Consider the following 20,775-nt stretch of genomic DNA (forward strand, 5'->3'; position numbering starts at 1 on the left):
TGCTGCAGTGGGACTTGAACATTTCGGGCCTCGTCTCGGTGGGGTTCGTGCGCCGGGTTCGTGCGGTGGGGTTCGTGCTGTGGGGGGTGTTTCCGTGTTGAGGAGAACTCTGCCGTCGCGGAGGCCTCGCGACGATCGAGTGCGCCCCCGTTCCCGAGGGGGAGAACCCCACTTCTGCAGCGGGGCCGCGTCGGCGGACGGTGTCCACCAGCAGCAGACGAGACACGAACCGAGCGTAGGACCGTCACCAGACGCATATCGGCGAAACCGGACGCGCCTACCGCGTCCGGGCCAGCTGATCTCCCACGTCAGCGGGTCCGTAGCGACGGGAACGACGCGACGAACGGCTCTGCACCGGACCCCCGCGGGTCCGGTCCGCACGCGATGACGACGACATCTCCCGCATGGGCGCGAAGGTCGAGATCGCAACGGTCGGAGAACTGTTCCTCGTACGGGCGCCGATGTGGGAACGCTGAGAATCATGGAGCACGAGCCTCGTCCCGTGGTGTCATGAACGGCCACGCGGGCGAGGTGAGGTGCGCATGCCGGATGGGGGAGTCGGTGGCCACGGGCACGGCCATGGTGGGCCGCCGTGGATACATGAGGGGCGCGGCGGGGGCCTGCCGGACTGGACGGGGCTCGACCTGCACTGGTTGATCGGGCCGGCGGCGCTCGTCGCGACGGTGCTCCTCGCCACGCTGGTGTATCTGCTGGTCAGGTCCCTGGTCTCCTGGTTCTCGGCAGCGCGGGTGCGTGACGACGGCCGGGCCCGCTGGGATGCGGCCGTCGCCCGGTACGACGAGACGGCTCGTGCGTACGCCGCGTTCGAGTGCGACCCGGGCGAGGTGCTCACCAGGCCGGCGCTCTGCGACGTCTCGTGGCCCGCGACGGCACGCTTCGTCGACGCCTTCGCCGAGGCGACCGCGCTGCGCACCGACTCGTGGCCGGGCCCGGCCGCGGCGGCCGAGTTCGTCCGGGCCGCGGGCGCGGCGGAACGGGCGTGGACCGCGGCGCAGGACGCGGCGGAACGGGCGCGGTGGGCCCGGTTCCGGCCGGGTGAGCGGGCGTTGCTCGGCCAGGCCCTGCGGCTCCTGACGACGGCCCGGGAGTCGCCGTTCGAGGAGGAGCGGCGGACCGCCTACCGGCGCGTCGCGCAGCGGCTCGCGGAGCTGGAGCGGCGCACCGGCTTCGCCGTGCCGCGGCCGGTCGTCGCGGCGCTGGAGGTCCGCGGGCGGCCGATGCTCGCGGACGGCGGGCGGCACCGTCGGGAGGACCGCGCAACCGGCGAGGCGCCGCTGCCCGCGATGCAGTGACCTATCACTCGTTCGTGTGAGCCGTGACGGAACGGGTACGTACCTCCTCGTCGATCGAGGAGGAGTGGATGACCGTGCCCGGGGACGAGGCCTGGAACACGCGACATCGTTCCGAGGGCCCGCTCAACCGGGCCGACCGGAACTTCGCGGAGCTGCTGCAGGAACTGCGCGTCGTGTTCGCCGGTGTGCCGATCCTGTTCGGGTTCCTGCTGACGCTGTCGTTCTCGGAGCGGTTCCGCAGTCTCGACGACGTCCAGCACGGGCTGTTCGTCGCGACCCTCGGCTGCGCGGCCATGTCGGCGACGCTGATCATCGCGCCCGTGGCCGCACACCGGGTGGCCTTCCAGCAGAACCGCAAGCGCGAGCTGGTCCGGTTGGGCCACCGGATGGTCATCGCCGGCCTCGCGGCGTTCGCGCTGACGTTGTGCTGCGGGGTGATGCTCGTCCTCGACATGGCGCTGGGCAGGGTGCCCGCCGTCGCCGGGGCCGGTGCGCTCGTCCTGATCACCCTCGTGCTGTGGATCGCGGTCCCGCTGCGGCTGCGGCACCCGTCACGGGCCCGACCGCGGCTGCCGGAGCCGGGTTCGCGTCGGTGGCAGCCGTCCGACGCGTGGTCGCGCAGCGGCGCCCGGCGCGAGGTCGCCGGACGGGTCGGGGTCGCGGAGCGCGGCGTCGCGGACTGACCGCCCGTTGACCCGCCGCGCCGCGACGGGAGATTCTCCCCGCGGACCCGACGTGGAGGTGGCAGGGCGATGGACGTCGCAGACCTGGTTGCGCGCGAGGAGATCCGGGACGTCCTGCTGCGGTACTGCCGGGCCGTCGACCGGGGCGACCTCGCGCTGCTGCGCTCGGTCTACCACCCCGACGCCACCGACGACCACGGCATGTTCAAGGGCAACGGGCACGAGTTCGCCGAGTTCATCCTCGCCCAGCCCGGTCGCGACGAGCTGGTCACGCAGCACCACCTGACGAACGTCGCCATCGAGCTCGACGGCGACGACGCCCGCGCCGAGACCTACTTCGTCGCGGTCCACCGCAGGCCGGGCCCGCCCGTGTCGATCGGGCAGTTCGGCGGACGCTACGTCGACCGGCTCTCGCGACGCGACGGGGTGTGGCGGATCGCGGAGCGCGTCGTCGTCCACGACTGGAGCCTGCGGGAGACGGTCGGTCCCGAGTGGGGCGGGCTCGACGCGTTCGCCCGCGGTGCCCAGGCCCCCGACGACCCCGGGCACCGCCTCCTCGCCGCGGGTTAGGTGGCAGGCGGCGACGGGAACGCCACGCACACCGGGTTCGCCGTCTCGAGCGTGCCCAGGTGTGTCAGCGTGGCGCCGTCCTCGTCGAGGGTGAAGGCGATGAGGTCGTCGCTGTCCTGGTTGCCCAGCAGCACGATGCGCCCGTCCGGACTCAGCGCGAGCTCGCGCGGCCAGCTCCCGCGGCCGGGCTCGGTGTGCGCAAGTACGGGCTCGTCGGAATCGCCGTCGACGCGCAGCAGGGCGATGCTGTCGTGCCCGCGGTTGGACGCCAGCACCCAGCGCCCCGACGGGCTGACCCGGATCGCGGCGGTCTGGTTGAGCGTCGTGACGTCGTCGGGGATCGTCCGCACGACGGCGGTCCGCCGGTAGCCCTCGCCGTCGCGCCGTGCCGCGACGACCGTGCTGCCCAGCTCGCACAGCACGTAGAGCCGCTCGCCGTCCGGGTGGAAGGCGAGATGGCGCGGACCGTGCCCGGCCGGGATGTCGATGCGCGCGGCGGGGCGTTCGGTGAGGGTGCCGTCGTCGCCGAGCACGTAGCCGACGACGGCGTCCATCCCCAGGTCGGGCACCAACAGCAGGCCGGTCACGGGGTCGAAGGCGACCATGTGGGCGTGCGCGGCGGTCTGCCGCCGCGGGTCGACGCTCGATCCCTCGTGCGTGACGTCGGCGGTCGGCTCCCCGAGACCCTCCTCGGTGACGGGGAAGACGCACACCGACCCCGAGTGGTAGTTGGCGGTGAGCACGAACCGGCCGCTCGGGTCGATCGTGAGATGGCAGGTCCCCGCGCCGGAGGGTCGCGAGTCGAGCGCGGTGAGTGCGCCGGTGCCGGGGTCGCGTGCGAAGGCGCTCACGGTGCCGCCGGTGCGGTTGCCGGGATCGGCGGACTCGTCGGCGGCGTAGAGCCGGCTGCCGTCGGGGGACAGCGCGAGGTAGGACGGGTTGCGGGTGCGAGCGAGCAACGTGACCGGCCCGAACGTCCCCGTCGTGGTGTCGAGGGTCGTTCCGAGGATGCCGTCGTTGTGTCCGTGGACGTGGCCGAGCGTCGTGGTGTAGGTGCCGACGATGAGCGGCAGGTCGGGCACGGGACCTCCTGGGTCGGGACGCGGCGTCGCGCGGGTCACGGTACCCCGATCTTGCTTGCTTAGCAGCAAGCAACTAGCGTGGATCGCATGTTGCGCTCCGACCCTGGTCCCCGAACGGCACCGGCGGTCGGATCGGTCTCCTCCGACGAGCCGTTACCCGGTCGCTGGCTCGTCTTCGGCATCGTCGGCCTCGCCCTGCTGCTCGGCTCGATCGACCAGACGTCCGTCGCCACCGCGCTGCCGACCATGCAGGCCGACCTCGGCGGGTCCCTCGGCTGGGTCGGCTGGACGATCACGATCTACTCGCTCGGCCAGATCGTCGCGCTGCCCATCGCGGGACGGCTCAGCGACCAGTTCGGCAGGCGCACCGTCTTCCTGACCGCCGTCGCGATGTTCACGATCACCTCGCTGTGCGCGGGCCTCGCCGGCAACATCGCCTTCCTCATCGCGGTGCGCGCGATCCAGGGCCTCGCCGCGGGCGCGATCATGCCGGCCGCCACCGGGATCGTCGCCGAGCGCTTCGGCCGCAACCGCGACCGCGCGATCGGCATGTTCACCAGCATCTTCCCGATCGGCGCGATCGTCGGGCCGGTCGTCGGCGGCGTCCTGGTCACCTACACGTCGTGGCGGGCGATCTTCTTCGTCAACCTGCCGATCGGTGTCGTGATCGTCGTCGGCGGGCTGTTCCTCATCGGCCGCGGCGCCGCCCGGCCCGTGCAGACGTCGGCCATCGACTTCCGCGGCATCGGCCTGCTCACCCTGGTCCTGCTCGCCGGGATGACGACGATCACCGCCCTCGGCGGCGACGGCGACCCGGTGATGCGGTACCTGCTGGTCGGCGTGGCGGCGCTGGTCACCGTCGTCGCGGTGTGGCGGTTCCTGCGGCACGCGCGCGTCGAACCCGACGCCGTGGTGCCGATGCGGCTGCTGCGCGGACGCACGTTCGGACCGCTCAACGCGGTCAACGTCCTCTTCGGGGCGGGCGCGCTCGGTTTCGCGACGCTCGTGCCGCTCTACGCCGAGCACCGCTACGGTCTCGGCCCGCTCGTCGCCGGCAGCCTGCTGTCCGTGCGGGCCATCGCCATGATCGCGACGTCGTCGCTGTCGGTGGCACTGCTGCGGACCGTCGGCACCCGGAAGCTGATGCTCATCGGCTACACGCTCATGGCCGTCGGGACGGGCCTGCTGGCCGTGCCGCCGCCGGGCGGGATGTCGGCGGAGCTGTGGCTCTCGATCACCGCCGGCGTCGCCGGGTTGGGCATGGGTGCGGCGGCGCCGTCGAGCAACAACGCCTCCATGCACCTGGCCAAGGAGCAGATCTCCGCGATCGCGGGGCTGCGCGCGATGTTCCGGCAGTCCGGGGGCATCGCCGGCATCTCCCTCACGACCGCGATCCTGTCCGTCGCGGCCAACCCCGGCCTCACGCAGGCCTACGTGTTCGTGGCCTTCGCGGTGCTGCTGCTCGTCGCGCTGCCGATCATCTTCGCCCTGCCGGACCACCGCGGATCCTGGTGACGCCGAGGCGGTCGGTTTGGTAACGATCGGACGACTCGTCCCGACTCGACGAACAGGTGCGTCGGCCATCGGGGGCCGGCCCGGACCGAGACGAGGGCGTCATGGCGACCGAGTCCTCCGCAGCCGCGACCGACGTGCTCGTCGTGGGCGCCGGTCCGATCGGGCTGACCGCGGCACTGGAGCTGCGCCGGCGCGGGGTGGCGTGCCGGGTCGTCGACAAGCTGACCGAGCCGCCGCAGTACGCCAAGGCCGTCGGCGTGCAGGCGCGCACGCTGGAGCTGTGGGAGGCCGCGGGCGTGCTCCCCGCGATGCTCGACGCCGCGATCCCGATGTTCGGCCAGTTCGTCTACCGCAACGGTGAGCGGGTCGCGACGATGCAGTTCGAGCTGCCGCCGGACATGCCGTACGGCTTCATGGCGCTGCCGCAGTACGAGACCGAGCGGCTGCTGCGCGAGGCGCTGGCCCGGCACGGCGTCGTCCCCGAACGGGGCGTCGAGCTGGTCTCGTTCACCCAGGACGACGACGGGGTCACCGCCGAGCTCGTCGGGCCCGGCGGTCCCGAGACCGTCCGCGCGGCATATCTCGTCGGCGGCGACGGCGCGCACAGCACCGTCCGCAAGGCGCTGGGGCTGAGCTTCGAGGGCGGGGCGTTCGCCGAGGAGTACATGCTCGGCGACGTCGAGGTCGACTGGTCGATCCCGCGCGGGTACGGGGTGCGCGCGATGCGGGAGGAGGACGGCAAGGTCGTCGACCTGCTCGTGTGCATCCCGCTGCCGGGCCGCGGCCGCTACCGGATGTCGATGCTGGTGCCGCCGGAGCTGTCGTCGGACGCGCCCGCCGCCGGCGAGGTCGCGCACGGTTTCGAGGCCGGCCGCGCCCCCGAGCTGCACCACATCCAGGCCGTCATCGACCGGATGTCGCCCGAGCCGACGGTCGCGCGGAACCTGCGCTGGTCGTCGGTGTTCCGGATCAGCCACCGCATCGCGGGCGCCTACTCCGCGGGCCGGGCGTTCATCGCGGGCGACGCCGCGCACATCCACCCGCCGACCGGCGCCCAGGGCATGAACACCGGCATCCAGGACGCGGTGAACCTGGCGTGGAAGCTGGCGGCCGCGGTCCACGGCACCGCCGCGCCGGGGTTGCTCGACAGCTACGACGCCGAACGCCGTCCGGTCGGCGAGGAGGTCGTGGGCCGCACGGTGCAGGCCGCGACGACCGGCGTCCGGTTCGACGCGGCCGACCCGTTCGCCGCGGTCCGCCGCGAGGCGCAGCTGCTGGTCGGGTACCGCGGCAGCCCGATCGTCGGCGAGGTCGACGAGTCCCTGCCCGCCGGCGCCCCGCAGGCCGGCGACCGCGCGCCGGACGCCCGCGGCCTGGTCCGCGACATCGTGCAGTTCCCGGTGCGGCTCTTCGAGCTGTTCCGCCTACCGGGGCACGCGCTGCTGCTCTACGCCGACACCGACACGACGGCCGCCGGGCTCGACGAGGTCGCCGACGCGGCGCGGTCGGGGCTGGGCGACGACCTCGTCGTGCACGCCATGCTGGCCTCAGGGGTCCACGCCCCGCGGCTGGTCACGCCCACCCTGCGCGACGCCGCGGGGGAGTTCCGGGCGGCGTACGCGGCCGTCGACGGGACGCTGCTCGCCGTGCGGCCGGACGGGTACGTCGGGCACCGCGGCAGCGTGGCGGACCCGGCCGGGCTCCTCCGGTACGCGGCCGGGGTCGTCGCACCCGCGGGCGAGCGCGTCGGCGTCGGCAGGTGAGCCGGATCACTTCCCTGCTGGTTGTGCCGCTGGCGCCCGCGGGCGAGGGTCGGTCTCGCACGGGTCCCCCTCCGTGCGCCGCGACGACCCAAGGCAGCGAGGAAGCAGAGTGGCCCTCTCCACCGGCGACACGATCCCCGACGTCACCCTGAGGACGATGACCAAGGACGGGCCGGCGCCCGTCGGCAGCCGCGAGGCGCTCGGCACCGGCACGGTCGTGCTGTTCGGCGTGCCCGGGGCGTTCACCCCGGCGTGCTCGGACCGGCACCTGCCCGAGTACGTCCTGCGGGCCGACGAGCTGCGCGCCAAGGGCGTCGACACGGTCGCGTGCGTGTCGGTCAACGACGCGTTCGTCATGGACGCGTGGGGCCGCTCGCGCGAGGTGGGCGACTCGGTCGTCATGCTCGCCGACGGCAACGGCGACTTCACCAGGGCGGTCGGGCTGGAGCTCGACGCGACGGGTCTCGGGCTGGGTCTGCGGTCGAAGCGCTACGCGGCGGTGCTCCGGGACGGTGTCGTCCAGGACATCTGGGTCGAGGCCGTGCCCTCCGACGTCGTGGTGAGCTCCGCCGACGCGGTCCTCAAGAGCCTCTGAGCCGAACCGGAGCCGACCGCGGGTCGGTTGCCGCCCGCGCGAGACGCGTGTGACGATCGAGATCGTCGACGGCGCCGGGCACGTCGGGCACGTCGGGCACGTCGGGGAGGGGCCGCCATGACCATGGAGATCCAGCAGTTGATGTGGGTCATCGAGGGCCTCGCCGAGGACTTCCGGACGGCCGTCTACGTCGACCGGGACCTGGACAGGGCGCTCGCGCTGGTGACCGAGGACTGCGAGGTGCGCCACGTCCCGGCGGGCACGGGTGCCGACGGCAGGCAGGCCCTCGCGCACCACCTCACCGGCGAGGTGTGGCCCCACCTGCCCGACGACCTCGAGTTCCGCCGGGTCACCCGCACGTCCGACCAGCGGCGGGTGGTCGCCGAGTCGGCGGTCACGTTCACCCACGACCGCGAGCTGCCGTGGCTGCTGCCCGGGATCGCGCCGACGCACCGCCGCGTCGAGACGACGGTGGTCTCGGTGGTCACGGCCAAGCACCGCAGCAGGGCGGGCCGGACCGAGACGTGGATCCGCTCGCACCGCAGCCTGTGGGACCACGCCGGCATGCTGGCGGCGATCGGGATGCCGCCTGCCGGGATCCGCACCACCCAGGACCTGGCCGTCTGACGACGGTCGGCGCGCGCGGGCCATCTCGTCGACGACGCTGGTCCGGGCGCGGCGAGCCCGGCGACGTCGTGCGGCGCGACCTCGCGGGTCTCGGCGACCATCCGTTCCAGGTGCGGTCACGACGGCCGCCGCCGCGCGGACGTGGGCGGGCGCATCGGACCTCCCGCGTCGGCCGGGATATGGCCCCGTATTCGGACTCGGGAAATGGGCCGGAACGGTTACGGTGGACGGCGGAATCGCTTCCGCTGAATCCCCTTCCCGTCGTCGCCGCGGCGTGGCAGTGTCGGCGAAATGGACGCGCGCGCGATTCGCCAGGCGTATCTCGATCTCCTCCGCGAGCAGCGGCACGCGGTGATCGACCGGGCGCCGCTCGTCCTGCGCGACGACCCGACGACGCTGTTCACCGGCAGTGGCATGCAGCCGTTGCTGCCGTACCTGCTGGGTGCCGAGCACCCCGACGGCGCGCGGCTCGCCGACGTCCAGCCGTGCCTGCGAGCCCAGGACATGGACGAGGTCGGCGACAACCGGCACACCACTTTCTTCGAGATGCTGGGGAACTGGAGCCTCGGCGACTACTCCAAGGCCGAGCAGATCCCGATGGTGTGGCACTTCCTCGTCGACGTCGTCGGGCTGGACCCGGAACGCATCTACGTCACCGCGTTCATCGGCGACTCCGCGCACGGAATCCCGCGCGACGACGAGAGCGCCGACATCTGGGAGCGGCTGTTCCGCGAGCGAGGGATCAGCTTCGACCGCATCGACCTCGACACCGAGGAGTACGGCAACGAGGTCGGCAACCAGGGCGCGCGGATCGCGTTCTACGGCCACAAGAACTGGTGGAGCCGCTTCGGCGGGCCCGACGACATGCCCGTCGGGGACCCCGGCGGACCCGACTCGGAGATCTTCTACTACTTCCCCCAGGTCGAGCACGACACGGCCTACGGCCGGTATCCGCACCAGAACTCCGACGGCGGGCAGTTCCTCGAGATCGGCAACTCCGTCTTCATGACCTACCGGCGCACCGAGACCGGTGTCGTCGACCTGCCCAAGCACAACGTCGACTTCGGCGGCGGGCTGGAACGGATCGCCGCGGCGGCGATCGACAGTCCGGACGTCTACCACGTGAGCCTGCTGTGGCCGATGGTCGAGCAGCTCCAGAAGGTCACGGGCAAGAGCTACGCCGAGGCCACGACGGCGATGCGCGTCGTCGTGGACCATCTGCGCGGCGCGGTCTTCCTGGCCGCGGACGGGGTGCGGCCCAGCAACTCCAAGCAGGGCTACGTGATGCGCCGGCTGCTCCGCCGGGCCATGCGGTTCGGGCTCGACCTCGGCCTGACGGCGGGCGTCGCGGCGGAGCTGGTGCCGGTCGTCGCGTTGGTGTACTCGGACGTCTACCCGGAGATCGCGGCCGGGGAGGCCGACATCGTCGCGGTGATCGCCAAGGAGGAGAAGCTGTTCGCGCGGACCCTGCGCAAGGGGCTGTCGATGGTGCGCCGGCTCGGCCGCACGCAGCCTGCGATCACGGGTGCGCACCTGTTCGAGCTGCACGACACGTTCGGCATGCCGATCGAGCTCTCCGTCGAGGAGGCGCACCGCCAGGGCATCGCGCTGGAGGAGACCTGGCAGGCCGACTTCGACGCGCTGATGGACGCGCAGAAGGCGCGCTCGCGGGCCGCGGGCTGACCGCGCCCGGTTCGGCGCCGCCGCGGCCGGCCGTCACCGTGAAACGAAGAATGGGCCACCCGCTCGCGGGCGACCCATTCTTCGACGTTTGGTGGAGGACTCAGGAATTGAACCTGACAAGGCGTCCCAAGTACGCATCCCCCGTGTGCGGGAAAAAGTACCGCGGTGATCGTCGAGGGGCAACCCCCTGTTTCACAACTGTTCGTGACCGCCCGATCGAGTGGCGGCGATCAACTGCCACGGCGTGGCATCGGGCAGGTAGGCGCGGGTGAGCGCGACGCCGATCCTGGGCAGGTCCGCCTCGTCGCGGAACGCCAGGTGCACCGGTTCGTACCGCGGCTGGAACTTGGCCTTGAACGCGTGCAACGAGCGGAACCCGTAGAACGGCTCCAGCGCGCCGCCGAGCCGCTCCAGCAGCCGGTCGGTGCGGTCGAGCTCCGCCTCGGACACGTCGCCCCTGGCGAGCGGCGCGCCCGACAGCGAGACGAACTCCGCGCCCTGCTCACGGAACTCCAGGCAGGCCGAGGCGATCATGAACTCCATGACGGACCGGAACCCGTCGGTGCGCCTGCGCATGACGTCGAGCGTCCAGCCGCGGACGACACCGCCCGGCGCGTACACCGGCAGCCACGACGTCACGCCGTGGATCGAGCCCGTCGGGTCGATGGCGATGCCGACGCGCACGGCCGGGTCCAGCGCCTCCTCCACGCCGCCGAGGGTGAAGCCCATCTCGGGCAGACCCTTGTCGCCGACCCAGGCCTCCGAGATGGCCCTGACCTGCGCGAGGATCGCGAAAGGCTGTTCCGCGAGCGTCACGACCCGGAACTCGATCGACTCCCGCTTGGCCTTGTTCAACGCCGACCGGACGTCCTGCCAGGTCTTGCCCTTGAAGGCCAGCCCGGGCAGGTCGATCAGGGTGTCCTCGGCGATCTGCACGGTGCGCCAGCCCGCGGCCCTGGCCGCGTCGGCCGCGACGTCGGTGACGGAGAACAGGCACGGGATCAGGCCGCCGCGCTCGGCCATCGTCGTGAACTCGGAGACGGCGTCGGCGATGGTGTCGTGCGGCACGACCGGGTCGGCCAGCGCGAGCGCGACGCCCGCGTGCCGTTCGTACCCGATGTAGCCGCGGCCGTCGGCCGTGAACAGGTAGCGCATCTGCGGCCACGTCGTCATCCACGACATCGTCGAGCCGCCGACGGTCGTGAGGATCGCCTTCGCCCTGGTCAGGCCCTCGCCGCCGGCGTCGAGGGCGCCGACGCCACCGGGGACCCGCCGTCGGAACGGGACCCGGAACGCACCGCGGTTGAGCACGATCAGGGCGAGCTGACCCAGCCACAGCAACCCGCCCGCGAGCGCGATCGGTGCGCCCTGCGGCAGCTTCCCGCCGACGATCAGCACCAGCGCGAGGACGGCCTCCACGATGTTGAGGACGCCGAGCACGACGGTGGCCCACCACGCCCACCGCTTGCCGTTGCGCAGCGCGTTGGCCACCAGGGCGATCAGCGCCAGCTCGACGAGGACGTCGGTGATGGGGCCCGCCGCGCCCGACGTCGCCCCGAACGGGCCGCGGCCGGGGAACAGCAGCACGATCACCTGGGTGAGGCCGATCAGGATCAGCCCGCCGAAGGCGATCATGCGGGTCTCGCGCCGCGTGCGCGGCCCGAACCCCGGCTCGACGCCGTAGCGCCACTGCCCCACGAGCAGCCCGGCGACGACGCCGACGGCGTGCGCGACGTCGGACAGCGTGCCCTCGAACAGGAACGCGGCGGTCACGTAGAACCACAGGGCCGCCCGCACCCGCAGCCGCCACGGCGAGCGCAGGGTCGCCGAGGTGACGGCGACGACCGTCAGCATCCCGGTGGTGAACCCGACGTCGCGGGCCCCGGCGAGGTCGCGGGCCCACACCCACGTCGTCGACGAGAGCGCCCACACGAGCAACGTCGCGACGAGCACCCCGCCGACCTCGCCGGCGATCGCGCTGATCGCCGTGCGCCGTGACCCCAGCCGCAGCTCGCACGCGCCCACGAGCAGCGCGAAGAGGATCAGCCCACTCACGTACTGCCCCGGGGTCAGCGCGAAGACCCAGCCCGTGAGCAGGGTCCAGATCTTCCCCCCCTGCAGGGCCGGCACCCCGTACGCGACGTCGGGGAACCACGGCGCCTGCCACGTCGGCTCCCAGATGCGTCGGGTCAGCAGCCCGAACACGAGGGACACCGCCACGACGCCGATCGTGAACGGGATGCGCCGCAACGCGTGCGGCAGCGCCGCGGCCGCCCGCGACGCCCAGGCCTCGAAGCCGCCCTGGACCGCGGCGGGTGGGGGTGGGATGCTCACCGGGGCCCCGCCGTCACTTCGTGAACCCCATGCGCGGGGCCAGGAAGTTCAACGCGGGCACCAGCGTCGCCGTGGGCACCCCCCACGAATGGCCCTGACCCGGGACCACCTGTGTCGTGACGGTCATCCCCGCGTTCTTCGCCGCCGTCGACACCTCGGTCATCCACGACTCGGTCTGCGGCTCGTCGCCGCCCGCGGCGAAGAAGCCCCAGCTGTCCCGGTAGGTCTTCTCCGACAGCAGGGCCAGCGGGGTCAGCGCGTCGAACGCGGCCGTGTCGCCGTGGAACGCGAGCTGGACCGTCTGGGCGCGGTCGGCGCTGATCGCGGGCTCGCGCTCGCCGGCGAGATCGATGAAGGAGGGGAACAGGTCCGGGTGACGGGTGGCCATCTGGATCGAGCAGGTCCCCCCGAACGACCAGCCCCCGAAGGCCCAGTGCGCGTGGTTGGAGTCGATGCCGACATTCGCCGTGATCCAGTTGACGACGTCGACCGTCAGGTAGGTGTCGGCCTTCGCGATGTCGGAGTCCATGCACATCGTGTTGCCGTCCTCGGCGCCGTTCGGGTCGACGACGACCGTCACCGGCGCGAGCCCGTTGTGCTGGGCGGCGAACTCGTCCATGAGCTTCTGCAGCCCGCCGGAGACGACCCAGTCCTGCGGTCCGCCGGGCTGGCCCGACACCAGGATCAGGACGGGCAGCAGCGGCGGCTTCGGACCGGCGTAGGACGGGGGCAGGTAGAACCACGCCGGCCGCGCGGTGAAGCCCGACACCGTGCCCGGGATCGGCGCCGATTCGATCCGGCTGTGGCCGGAGTCACCGCGCCACCGGTCGACGACGGGCGTCTTCTCGTTCTGCGACTTGAGGTTGTTGGCGGCGGCGAACGCGGAGACGTCGTTCTCGTCGCTGGCCAGCAGTGTCCCGAGCGTCGGGTACTCCTCGAAGTAGACGTTGATCTGCGAGGCGGCCACCACGAGCGCGACGACCGTGCACACGATCGCGGTGACCTTCCGGCCGACCGACGACGCGACCATGCTGCCGACGCCGAGCACGAACACCCCGACGCCGACCGCGATCCAGAGCCGTACCGCGCCGGGCAGCGGCTCCGGCAGCAGGTCGAACACGTCCAGGACGAGCCAGTTCAGCAGGAAGTACGTCAGCACCGCGAGGACCGCGGCCACGACGATCGTGATGACCGATGCCCGGCCACCGCGGGCGAGCAGGAAGAACAGCGCGACGGCACCGAGCACGAGGAGCGTGACCGGCAGCCAGCCGCTGATCAGCGAGAGATCACCCATCGACGCACTCCCCGCGGTCCGGCCCCCCCCACCTGACCACACCGGACGGTGCGACAGGGCGGACACGATCACCGAAGAGTCCGCAGCCGAATGGTCGCGCATGATCAGCGCGACGTATCCCACTGCTGCACAATCGATACCCAGGGAGGCAACCTATGACCCGTCCGCCGTTCCATCTCGCGATCCCCGTCGACGACCTCGCCGCCGCCCGCGCGTTCTACGGCGGCGTGCTCGGGTTCGGCGAGGGACGTTCGGCCGACCGCTGGATCGACTGGGACATGGCCGGCCACCAGGTCGTCACCCACCAGGTCGACGGTGCCCCGGCGCGCCGGGCGTCGAACCCCGTCGACGGGCACGACGTCCCGGTCCCGCACTTCGGGCTGGTGCTCGACGTCGCGGGCTTCCAGGACCTCGCGGAGCGGCTGCGGGCGGCGGGGACGTCGTTCGTGATCGAGCCGCACGTGCGGTTCCCGGGCGAACCCGGCGAGCAGTGGACGATGTTCCTGCTCGACCCGGCCGGCAACGCGCTGGAGTTCAAGGCCTTCGCCGACCTCGGCCGGCTGTTCGCGACCTGACCGCTCAGCTGCCGGGGAGCGTCAGCTCGACGCAGTCGGCGACGCACGCGCCCTCGGACGGCGGCTCGTCGGAGTCCGCCGCGACAGGGGCCGGGGCGGGGCGGTGCAGCACGGCCCGGGTCGCGGCGACGAGGAGCAGGTCGCCGTCGAGCGTGCCCGTACCGTCGACGATCAGCGAGTAGCCGTCGGGGGTGGGCGGCGGCCAGACCACCGTCACCTGCGGCCGTTCGGCGACGTTCGCGCGCGTCCGCCTACCCGGGTCGGCGACCCGCACGCGCCCGTCGGACCAGGTCGGGGACACGGCCGTGACGTGCGGGCGGGCGTCGTCGCCGATGGTCAGCAGGTAGGCGAACCCGTACCCGGCGATCGTCTCGCCGAGCCGGTCGACGGCCACCGCGATGCTCACAGCGCCATCGTAGGCCTGCTGAGCCCGTGTCCTGGTCAACAGAGGGCCGAAGGGTTCGTGACGTCGAGCGGGCCGGCGAGGGTCGTCGCCCGGTCGGTCTTGTCGGAGCAGGCGGAGATCGAGAACACGAAGGGCCGGTTGCGGTAGACGAACACGACGAGGTCGACGGGCCACGGCGACGGGGTCGCCGCACGTCGGCGCCCGGGTCCTCTGCGGGCCCGGGCGCTGGTCGTGCACTCGATCTGTGGTGGATGTCGTGAACGTGGTGGACGTTGTGGAGAACGATGTGGAGAACTCTCCCCCCGCGGGGCGCCGGGGACGATCGAGTGGGCCCCCCTCCTGCGGGGGGCAGGCCCGAGTTTCGCCCGGCGGTGTCGGGCGTGCCGGGCCGCGCCGGATCGACGTCGTGGCGGGGCCCGGCCATGATGTCGGGGTGGCCGCGGGATCGTCGTACGTGGACCGGGTGCCGGTGCCGGCGCTCGCCGCGGTCGCGTCGTCCGTCTGGATCCAGCAGGTCGGCGACCAGCCGCTCGCCCAGCGGTACGTGCCGCACGGCGGCGCCGAGATCCGCTGCGTCCTCGGCGAGGCGCCCCGGCTCCTCGGTCCGTTGACCGCCGCGACGTACCGGGACATCCCTGCGGGTGGGACCGTCGTCGGTGTCCGGCTGCGCCCCGGAGTGCTGGGCGGCCTCGCCGGACCGCCCGCCGACGAACTGGCCGACCAGGACGTGCCCGGCGCCGAGCTCTGGCGCGACCCGGACCGCCTCACCCACCTGCTCGGCGAGGCCCCGACGCCCGAGGTCGCGCTCGACCGGCTGCAGGCGTTCGTCGCGAGGACGGTCGGTGAGCCGGACCCGCTCGTCGCCGAGGCCGTCCGGAACCTGATGCCGTGGCGTGGCGGCGGCCCGGCCGTGCTGCCCGACCTGCTGTCGATCTCCGAGCGCCAGCTGCGCCGGCGGTGCCGCGCCGCCGTGGGGACGGGTCCGAAGGAACTGCAGCGGATCCTGCGGTTCCACGGGTTCACCGCCCGGGTCCAGGTGGCGGTCGACCGCGGTGCGCCGGGCGACCTCGCCGGCTGGGCGGTCGAGGCCGGGTACCACGACCAGGCCCATCTGACCCGGGAGTGCCGCAGGCTCACCGGAGTGCCCCCGGGCGAGTTCCTCGCGCAATACCGGTCCGCGTGCGCGGGCGGCGACGACCACGACCACGCCGCGTCGTACCTGCCGATGCTGCGGGGGAGATGGCCGTTCCGTACAAGAGCGGAGGGCGCGCCGGGCCTAGCGTCGTGAGCATGATCCTCGTGACCGGCGGGCTGGGGTCGATCGGCTCGCACACCGCGCGGGCGTTGCTCGACCTGGGTGAGCGGGTCGTCGTCTCCGCGCACCGCTCGACCCGGCTGCCCGACTTCCTCTCCGCCGAACCGGACGACCGCCTGGTCGTCGAACCGCTCGACACCACGGACGCGGCCGCCTTCCTCGACATCGGGAAACGTCATCCGGTGACCGCGGTCGTGCACCTCGCCGCCGCCCCGTTCGACCTGCCGGATCCCGTCGCGTACCTGCGGGCCGAGAGCACCGCGCTGCTCAACGCGCTGGCCGCCGCGACCGCGTGGGGAGTGCGGCGCTTCGCGGTCGCGAGCTCGATCGCGGTGTACGCGGGCCTCGGCGGCGCGGCGTTCCGGGAGGACGTCCCGCTGCCCGTGGTCGCCGCGCACCGGATCCCCGTGTTCAAGAAGACCGCGGAGCTGTTCAGCACGCTCGCCGCGGCACATGCCGGGTTCGACGTGGTCAACCTCCGGATCGGCACGATCTGGGGCCCGCTCGGGCTGCCCGACTCGCCGTTCTTCGCGCTCCCGCGACTCCTCAGCGCGGCCGTCCGCGGGGAGGAGCCCGACCTCACCCCGCCCCGGCCGCCCGCGCACGCCGACGACGCGACCGACCTCTGCTACGTCAAGGACTGCGGCCGGGCCGTCGCGTTGCTCGTGCTCGCCGACCGGCTGAACCACGCCACCTACAACGTCTCCGCCGGACGGCTCGTGCGCTACGCCGAGGTCGTCGCCGCGATCAACGCCGCCGTCCCCGGTGCGCGCATCGAGCTGCCGCCGGGACGCAGCCCGGACCGCCCGGCAGGCCACCTGGACATCACCCGGCTGCGGCAGGACACCGGCTTCGAGCCCGAGTACGACGTCGAACGCGCTGTGCCCGACTACGTGGCCTGGCTGCGGAACCACGAGGCGTGAGGAGAGCCGGCATGGCACGGGTCGTGATGCACGGGGTGGTGTCGGTGGACGGGTTCGTCGCCCTTCCCGACGACACCGTCGGACCCCTCTTCGACTGGTACTTCAACGGCGACACCCAGCTGACCGCACACGCCAGCGGATGGACCTTCCCGGTCTCGCGGGCCTCGTTCGACCACGTCCAGCCGTTCTGGGACAGGATCGACGTCACGCTCATCGGCCGGCACCTGTTCGACACCACCGACGGCTGGGACGGCAAACCGGCCGCGGGTGACCAGCTCGTCGTCGTCACCCACCGGCCGTTGCCCGAGAGCTGGGTCGCGGAGCATCCCGACGCCCCGTTCCACACGGCCGGCTCGGTCGAGGCCGGCGTCGCGCTGGCCGAGGAGCTCGCGGGTGACGGGCTCGTCTGCGTGACCGCGGGGGACCTCGGGGGGCAGGCCTTCTCCGCGGGGCTGGTCGACGAGGTGGCCATGGACGTCGTCCCGGTCGTGCTGGGCGAGGGGGTGCGCTACTTCGGCAGCCACACCGGCACCGTGCTGCTCGACGACCCCGACCAGGTCGTGCAGGGCGACCGTGTCCTGCACCTGCACTACACGGTCCGCCGCTGAGGCGCCGCGACCGCGGGCGGTCCCTCCCGGCTCGCGCCGCGCGTCGTCGTCCTCACACAAGGTCGTCGCCGGTCGGCGCCCGCGCTACGGTGGCAGCCGACCTTTCGGACAGGGATCCCCGTCCGGCGCGGAGGCGCCCGCGGCCCCCGGACTGTCCCGGGTCCGGGACGCTCCGCCGATCCGGGCGCCGCGTCGCCCCGCGAACCGTCCGAGATCGCGACAGTCCTTCGGCAGATCGGCTCCTACCGTCGTGCGGGCAGCATCCCCGACGCGGAGGTTCCAGATGAAGGCGATGGTTTACCACGGCCCCGACGACAAGGCCTGGGAGGACGTCCCCGACGCGACGGTGCAGGACCCGACCGACGTCGTCGTCCGCGTCGACACCACCACGATCTGCGGCACCGACCTGCACATCCTGCAGGGCGACGTCCCCGCCGTCACCGACGGGCGCATCCTCGGCCACGAGGCCGTCGGCACCATCACCGCGGTGGGCGACGCGGTCAGCGGCTTCGCCGTCGGTGACCGCGTCCTCGTCCCCGCCATCACCAAGTGCGGCCGCTGCGAGTACTGCCAGCGCGGCATGCCCTCGCACTGCCAGACCGTCGGCGGCATCGGCTGGATCTTCGGCCACCTCATCGACGGCACCCAGGCCGAGTACGTCCGCGTCCCCTACGCCGACACCTCGCTCTATGCCGTCCCCGACACCGTCACCGACGCCCAGGCGATCTTCCTCGCCGACTCCCTGCCCACCGGCTACGAGGTCGGCGTCCTGGCCGGGCGGGTGCGTCCCGGTGACACCGTCGCGGTCGTCGGCGCCGGTGCGGTGGGGCTGTCCGCTGTGCTCACCACCGGGCTGTGGGGGGCCTCGCGGGTGATCGCCATCGACTCCAACAAGTTCCGGCTGGAGAAGGCCCTGGAGTTCGGCGCCACCGACGCCGTGGAGGTCGGCCCGGGCACCGTCGCCGACGTGACGGCGCTGACCGACGGGCTCGGCGTCGACGTCGCGATCGAGGCCGTCGGCTACCCCGAGACCCTGCTGACCGCGGCCTCGCTGGTCCGTCCGGGCGGGACGATCGCCAACGTCGGTGTGCACGGCACCCCGGTCGAGCTGCCCATGCAGGACATGTGGATCAGCAACGTGACCATGACGATGGGGCTGGTCGACACCGTCTCGATCCCGACCCTGCTCAAGATGGTCGCCAGTGGCCGTATCCCGGCCGAGAAGATGGGCACCCACTCGTTCACGTTCAGCCAGATCGACGAGGCGTACGACGTGTTCAAGAACGCCGCGGCCAACCAGGCGCTCAAGGTCGTCATCACCCCGGGCTGATCCCCGTGGGTGGCAATGGTCGCCACGGCGACCATTGCCACTCACGAGTGTCCCGGCCTCCGGTTCTCCGGGCCTCCGCTTCACCGGCTGCCCGGCTCCGTCCCCGTTCCACAGACTCGACGAGGAGTCCCCATGTCTCTCGACCCGGACGCGCCACCGGCCACCGCACCGGCGCCCGCCGCACCGGCGCCGCCTGCGGGCAACCCGGCGCTCATCGCACTGCCGACCTTCCTGGTCGGCGGCATCTCGCTCGGACTGTGGTTGGTCGGATCCCTGCCCCGCGATCTGCCGGGCGGTCTGATCTCCGCGGTGTTCTTCGTCAACGGCATCGGTGTCTGGGTGGGCGCGCTCTGGGCCGCCCGCCTCGGGCAGAGCGCCGTCGCGAGCATCTTCGCGATCTTCGGGGCGTTCTGGATGAGCTTCGGAGTCCTCGTCTTCGGGCTGGTCAACGGCCTGTTCGGGGTCTCGTCCGACGCGACGGCGGCGGCGTCGCAGGTCCAGTCCATCCAGGCGACCTTCCTCATCTCGTGGTTGGTCGTCTTCGTGACGCTCACGCTCGCGACGCTGCGGTTGCCGCTGGCGTTCACCCTGCTGTTCGTGCTCGTCGACGCGGCGGTGGCGCTCGTCCTCGGCGGCGTGCTCGCGGGCTCAACCACCCTCCTCACCTGGGGTGGCGTCGCGGTGTTCGCGTTCTGCCTCGTCGGCGTCTACCTGTACTTCGACGGGATGGACGGCGACCTCGGCGGTTCGGCGCGACCGCTGGGACGGCCGATCAGGGGTTGACCCTCGGTAACGGGAGTCAGGCCGCGGGGCGGCACGTCCGGCACGGCCGGTAGCCCGCGGCGACGGCGGCGGCCACCGTCGGGAAGCCGTGCCGGTGCGCCGGGGTGATCCGGCGGGCGTCGCGGCAGGTCGGGAAGCAGACGATCCCGGTGGTGTCGCTCGCCAGGTAGTGCACCCCGCCACGGGCGAGGGCGGCGACCTCGTCGAGGTTCGCCCCCTCGTCGCGCAGCAGGGCGTCCTTGCGCGCGGGGCCGAACATGTAGTCGCCGGCGGCGCCGTCGGCACGCACGACCCGGTGGCACGGCACCAGCAGCGGCACCGGGTTGCGGGCCAGCACCGTGCCGACGGCCCGCACCGCCCGGGGTCGGCCCGCCTCCCGCGCGACCCAGCCGTAGGGCCGGGTCTGGCCCGCCGGGATCCGGGCCGTCGCGGCCAGGACGTCGCGTTCGAAGTCCGACAACGCGTGCAGGTCGAGCGGGGGTCGTCCCGCGCGGCCGCGCAGGGCCGGGCCGACGCCGGCCGGGAGCCGGTCGAGCCGGCGCAGGGGCCGGTCGAAGCGGTCGCGGTAGGCGGCGGCGAACTCGTCGGCCGACCCGGCGGGCCGGACGAACTGCACCCCGTGCGCGGTGACGGCGACGAACACGTCGCCGAGCCGGCTCGGGGCGCTCGTCCAGCCGGTGAACACCCGGCCGGGCAGGGTCGCGGGCGCGGGCGCGGCGAGGCCCGCCAGCGCCGACAGCAGGGAGTCGTTCATGGTGCGCTCCTTCCCGACACGGACACCCGCTGTGCCGCACCGGTATCGGCCGGTTCGGTGAGCAGCGTCCGGAGTCGTCGTAGTCCTCGGGACACATGTGACTTGGCGGTTCCGCCCGCGCAGCCCAGTACCTGGGCCACCTCGGCGGTCGGCAGCCCGACGACGTGGCGCAGCACGACGGCGGACCGCTGGGGTTCGGGCAGCGCGGCGAGCGCCGCGGTGAGTTGCCGACGGTCGTCGGCACGCAGGGCCTCCTGGGCCGGCCCGGCGATCTCCGAGGCCGGCTCGACCGGGTCGAACGCGGGTGGCGGGGCGGGTCGCCGGGATGCGTCACGAGCGGCGTTGCGGGCGGCGTTGCGGACGATCGTCAGCAGCCAGGGACGTACGGCCAGCGCCGCGACCCGGCCGGCGTCGTAGCCGCGCAGGGCGCGGTAGGCGCGCAGCAGCGACTCGGCCGCCAGGTCCTCGGCGTCGGCGGCCCGGGCGGTGAGTGCCCGGGCGACCGAGTGCACGACGTCGCCGTGCACGCGCACCACCTCGGCGAACCCGGCGTCGAGGTCGCGGGCCAGCGCGCGGCGCAGCCGGTCCTCGGTCTCGTCGGGTGTCATGTCCTGCAGAACAC

The 20,775-nt window shown here is 72.9% G+C and carries 20 protein-coding genes; 14 read left to right on the forward strand and 6 right to left on the reverse strand.

Annotated features, from left to right (window positions below; genetic code table 11):
- Nucleotides 1-542: 542 nt before the first annotated feature.
- The 3 genes from PSD17_RS33410 to PSD17_RS33420 all read left to right on the forward strand — a co-directional run bounded on the left by PSD17_RS33410 (nucleotide 543) and on the right by PSD17_RS33420 (nucleotide 2,566).
- Entirely contained in the window at nucleotides 543-1,313 is a 771-nt protein-coding gene (locus PSD17_RS33410; protein ID WP_339126180.1) for a hypothetical protein, read from the forward strand.
- A 68-nt stretch (nucleotides 1,314-1,381) separates the two neighbouring features.
- Nucleotides 1,382-1,996, forward strand: coding sequence for a DUF6328 family protein (locus tag PSD17_RS33415; RefSeq protein WP_013672489.1), 615 nt, complete (start codon nucleotides 1,382-1,384; stop codon nucleotides 1,994-1,996).
- A gap of 69 nt (nucleotides 1,997-2,065) precedes the next feature.
- Nucleotides 2,066-2,566 (forward strand): nuclear transport factor 2 family protein, encoded by a 501-nt coding sequence (locus tag PSD17_RS33420; protein ID WP_013672490.1) that lies wholly within the window; start codon nucleotides 2,066-2,068, stop codon nucleotides 2,564-2,566.
- On the opposite strand, the gene PSD17_RS33425 is transcribed toward PSD17_RS33420, so the two are convergent.
- Nucleotides 2,563-3,648 carry a lactonase family protein gene (locus PSD17_RS33425; RefSeq protein ID WP_339126181.1) on the reverse strand — a complete coding sequence of 362 codons (1,086 nt, stop codon included), beginning with the start codon at nucleotides 3,646-3,648 and terminating at the stop codon, nucleotides 2,563-2,565. The two genes, PSD17_RS33420 and PSD17_RS33425, sit on opposite strands and share 4 nt — an antisense overlap.
- Before the next feature lie 87 nt (nucleotides 3,649-3,735).
- Here PSD17_RS33425 and PSD17_RS33430 point away from each other — a divergent pair, with 87 nt between their 5' ends.
- The 5 genes from PSD17_RS33430 (at nucleotide 3,736) to PSD17_RS33450 (ending at nucleotide 9,831) form a co-directional block, all read left to right on the forward strand.
- Entirely contained in the window at nucleotides 3,736-5,163 is a 1,428-nt protein-coding gene (locus PSD17_RS33430; RefSeq protein WP_339126182.1) for an MFS transporter, read from the forward strand.
- A gap of 101 nt (nucleotides 5,164-5,264) precedes the next feature.
- A complete protein-coding gene (locus PSD17_RS33435) occupies nucleotides 5,265-6,926 on the forward strand; it encodes an FAD-dependent monooxygenase (protein ID WP_339126183.1) in 1,662 nt (553 codons plus the stop codon).
- Nucleotides 6,927-7,035: 109 nt separating this feature from the next.
- Nucleotides 7,036-7,521, forward strand: coding sequence for a peroxiredoxin (locus PSD17_RS33440; protein WP_103380343.1), 486 nt, complete (start codon nucleotides 7,036-7,038; stop codon nucleotides 7,519-7,521).
- Nucleotides 7,522-7,638: 117 nt separating this feature from the next.
- Entirely contained in the window at nucleotides 7,639-8,148 is a 510-nt protein-coding gene (locus PSD17_RS33445; RefSeq protein ID WP_041759167.1) for a nuclear transport factor 2 family protein, read from the forward strand.
- 291 nt (nucleotides 8,149-8,439) lie between these two features.
- On the forward strand, nucleotides 8,440-9,831 hold the full coding sequence (locus tag PSD17_RS33450) for an alanine--tRNA ligase-related protein (RefSeq protein ID WP_339126184.1): 1,392 nt from the start codon (nucleotides 8,440-8,442) through the stop codon (nucleotides 9,829-9,831).
- A 192-nt stretch (nucleotides 9,832-10,023) separates the two neighbouring features.
- Here PSD17_RS33450 and PSD17_RS33455 read toward each other — a convergent pair whose 3' ends face one another.
- Together PSD17_RS33455 and PSD17_RS33460 are read right to left on the reverse strand one after the other, a co-directional pair.
- On the reverse strand, nucleotides 10,024-12,165 hold the full coding sequence (locus PSD17_RS33455; RefSeq protein ID WP_339126185.1) for a bifunctional lysylphosphatidylglycerol flippase/synthetase MprF: 2,142 nt from the start codon (nucleotides 12,163-12,165) through the stop codon (nucleotides 10,024-10,026).
- A 13-nt stretch (nucleotides 12,166-12,178) separates the two neighbouring features.
- Entirely contained in the window at nucleotides 12,179-13,459 is a 1,281-nt protein-coding gene (locus tag PSD17_RS33460) for an alpha/beta hydrolase (RefSeq protein WP_339126186.1), read from the reverse strand.
- A 155-nt stretch (nucleotides 13,460-13,614) separates the two neighbouring features.
- Between PSD17_RS33460 and PSD17_RS33465 the strand changes: the two genes are divergently transcribed.
- A complete protein-coding gene (locus PSD17_RS33465; protein ID WP_013672498.1) occupies nucleotides 13,615-14,034 on the forward strand; it encodes a VOC family protein in 420 nt (139 codons plus the stop codon).
- A 4-nt stretch (nucleotides 14,035-14,038) separates the two neighbouring features.
- Here the strand turns inward: PSD17_RS33465 and PSD17_RS33470 are convergent, their stop codons facing one another.
- Complete coding sequence (locus PSD17_RS33470; protein WP_041759169.1) at nucleotides 14,039-14,440, reverse strand: pyridoxamine 5'-phosphate oxidase family protein; 402 nt, start codon at nucleotides 14,438-14,440, stop codon at nucleotides 14,039-14,041.
- Nucleotides 14,441-14,873: 433 nt separating this feature from the next.
- Between PSD17_RS33470 and PSD17_RS33475 the strand changes: the two genes are divergently transcribed.
- From PSD17_RS33475 to PSD17_RS33495, 5 genes are all read left to right on the forward strand, one after another.
- Nucleotides 14,874-15,728 (forward strand): AraC family transcriptional regulator, encoded by an 855-nt coding sequence (locus PSD17_RS33475; RefSeq protein WP_339126187.1) that lies wholly within the window; start codon nucleotides 14,874-14,876, stop codon nucleotides 15,726-15,728.
- 2 nt (nucleotides 15,729-15,730) lie between these two features.
- Nucleotides 15,731-16,678, forward strand: a complete 948-nt coding sequence (locus tag PSD17_RS33480) for an NAD-dependent epimerase/dehydratase family protein (RefSeq protein ID WP_339126188.1) — start codon at nucleotides 15,731-15,733, stop codon at nucleotides 16,676-16,678.
- Nucleotides 16,679-16,689: 11 nt separating this feature from the next.
- On the forward strand, nucleotides 16,690-17,286 hold the full coding sequence (locus tag PSD17_RS33485) for a dihydrofolate reductase family protein (RefSeq protein ID WP_339126189.1): 597 nt from the start codon (nucleotides 16,690-16,692) through the stop codon (nucleotides 17,284-17,286).
- A gap of 283 nt (nucleotides 17,287-17,569) precedes the next feature.
- Nucleotides 17,570-18,616, forward strand: coding sequence for an alcohol dehydrogenase catalytic domain-containing protein (locus tag PSD17_RS33490; RefSeq protein WP_013672503.1), 1,047 nt, complete (start codon nucleotides 17,570-17,572; stop codon nucleotides 18,614-18,616).
- Between the two features lie 132 nt (nucleotides 18,617-18,748).
- Nucleotides 18,749-19,399 carry a GPR1/FUN34/YaaH family transporter gene (locus PSD17_RS33495; protein WP_339126190.1) on the forward strand — a complete coding sequence of 217 codons (651 nt, stop codon included), beginning with the start codon at nucleotides 18,749-18,751 and terminating at the stop codon, nucleotides 19,397-19,399.
- A gap of 16 nt (nucleotides 19,400-19,415) precedes the next feature.
- On the opposite strand, the gene PSD17_RS33500 is transcribed toward PSD17_RS33495, so the two are convergent.
- Nucleotides 19,416-20,153, reverse strand: a complete 738-nt coding sequence (locus PSD17_RS33500; protein ID WP_013672505.1) for a methylated-DNA--[protein]-cysteine S-methyltransferase — start codon at nucleotides 20,151-20,153, stop codon at nucleotides 19,416-19,418.
- Nucleotides 20,150-20,761, reverse strand: coding sequence for an RNA polymerase sigma factor (locus PSD17_RS33505; protein WP_103380351.1), 612 nt, complete (start codon nucleotides 20,759-20,761; stop codon nucleotides 20,150-20,152). Before PSD17_RS33505 ends, PSD17_RS33500 begins: the two co-directional genes overlap by 4 nt.
- Nucleotides 20,762-20,775 lie beyond the last annotated feature (14 nt).

The sequence above is a fragment of the Pseudonocardia sp. D17 genome (assembly GCF_036984265.1).
GTDB classification, from domain to species: Bacteria; Actinomycetota; Actinomycetes; order Mycobacteriales; family Pseudonocardiaceae; genus Pseudonocardia; species Pseudonocardia benzenivorans.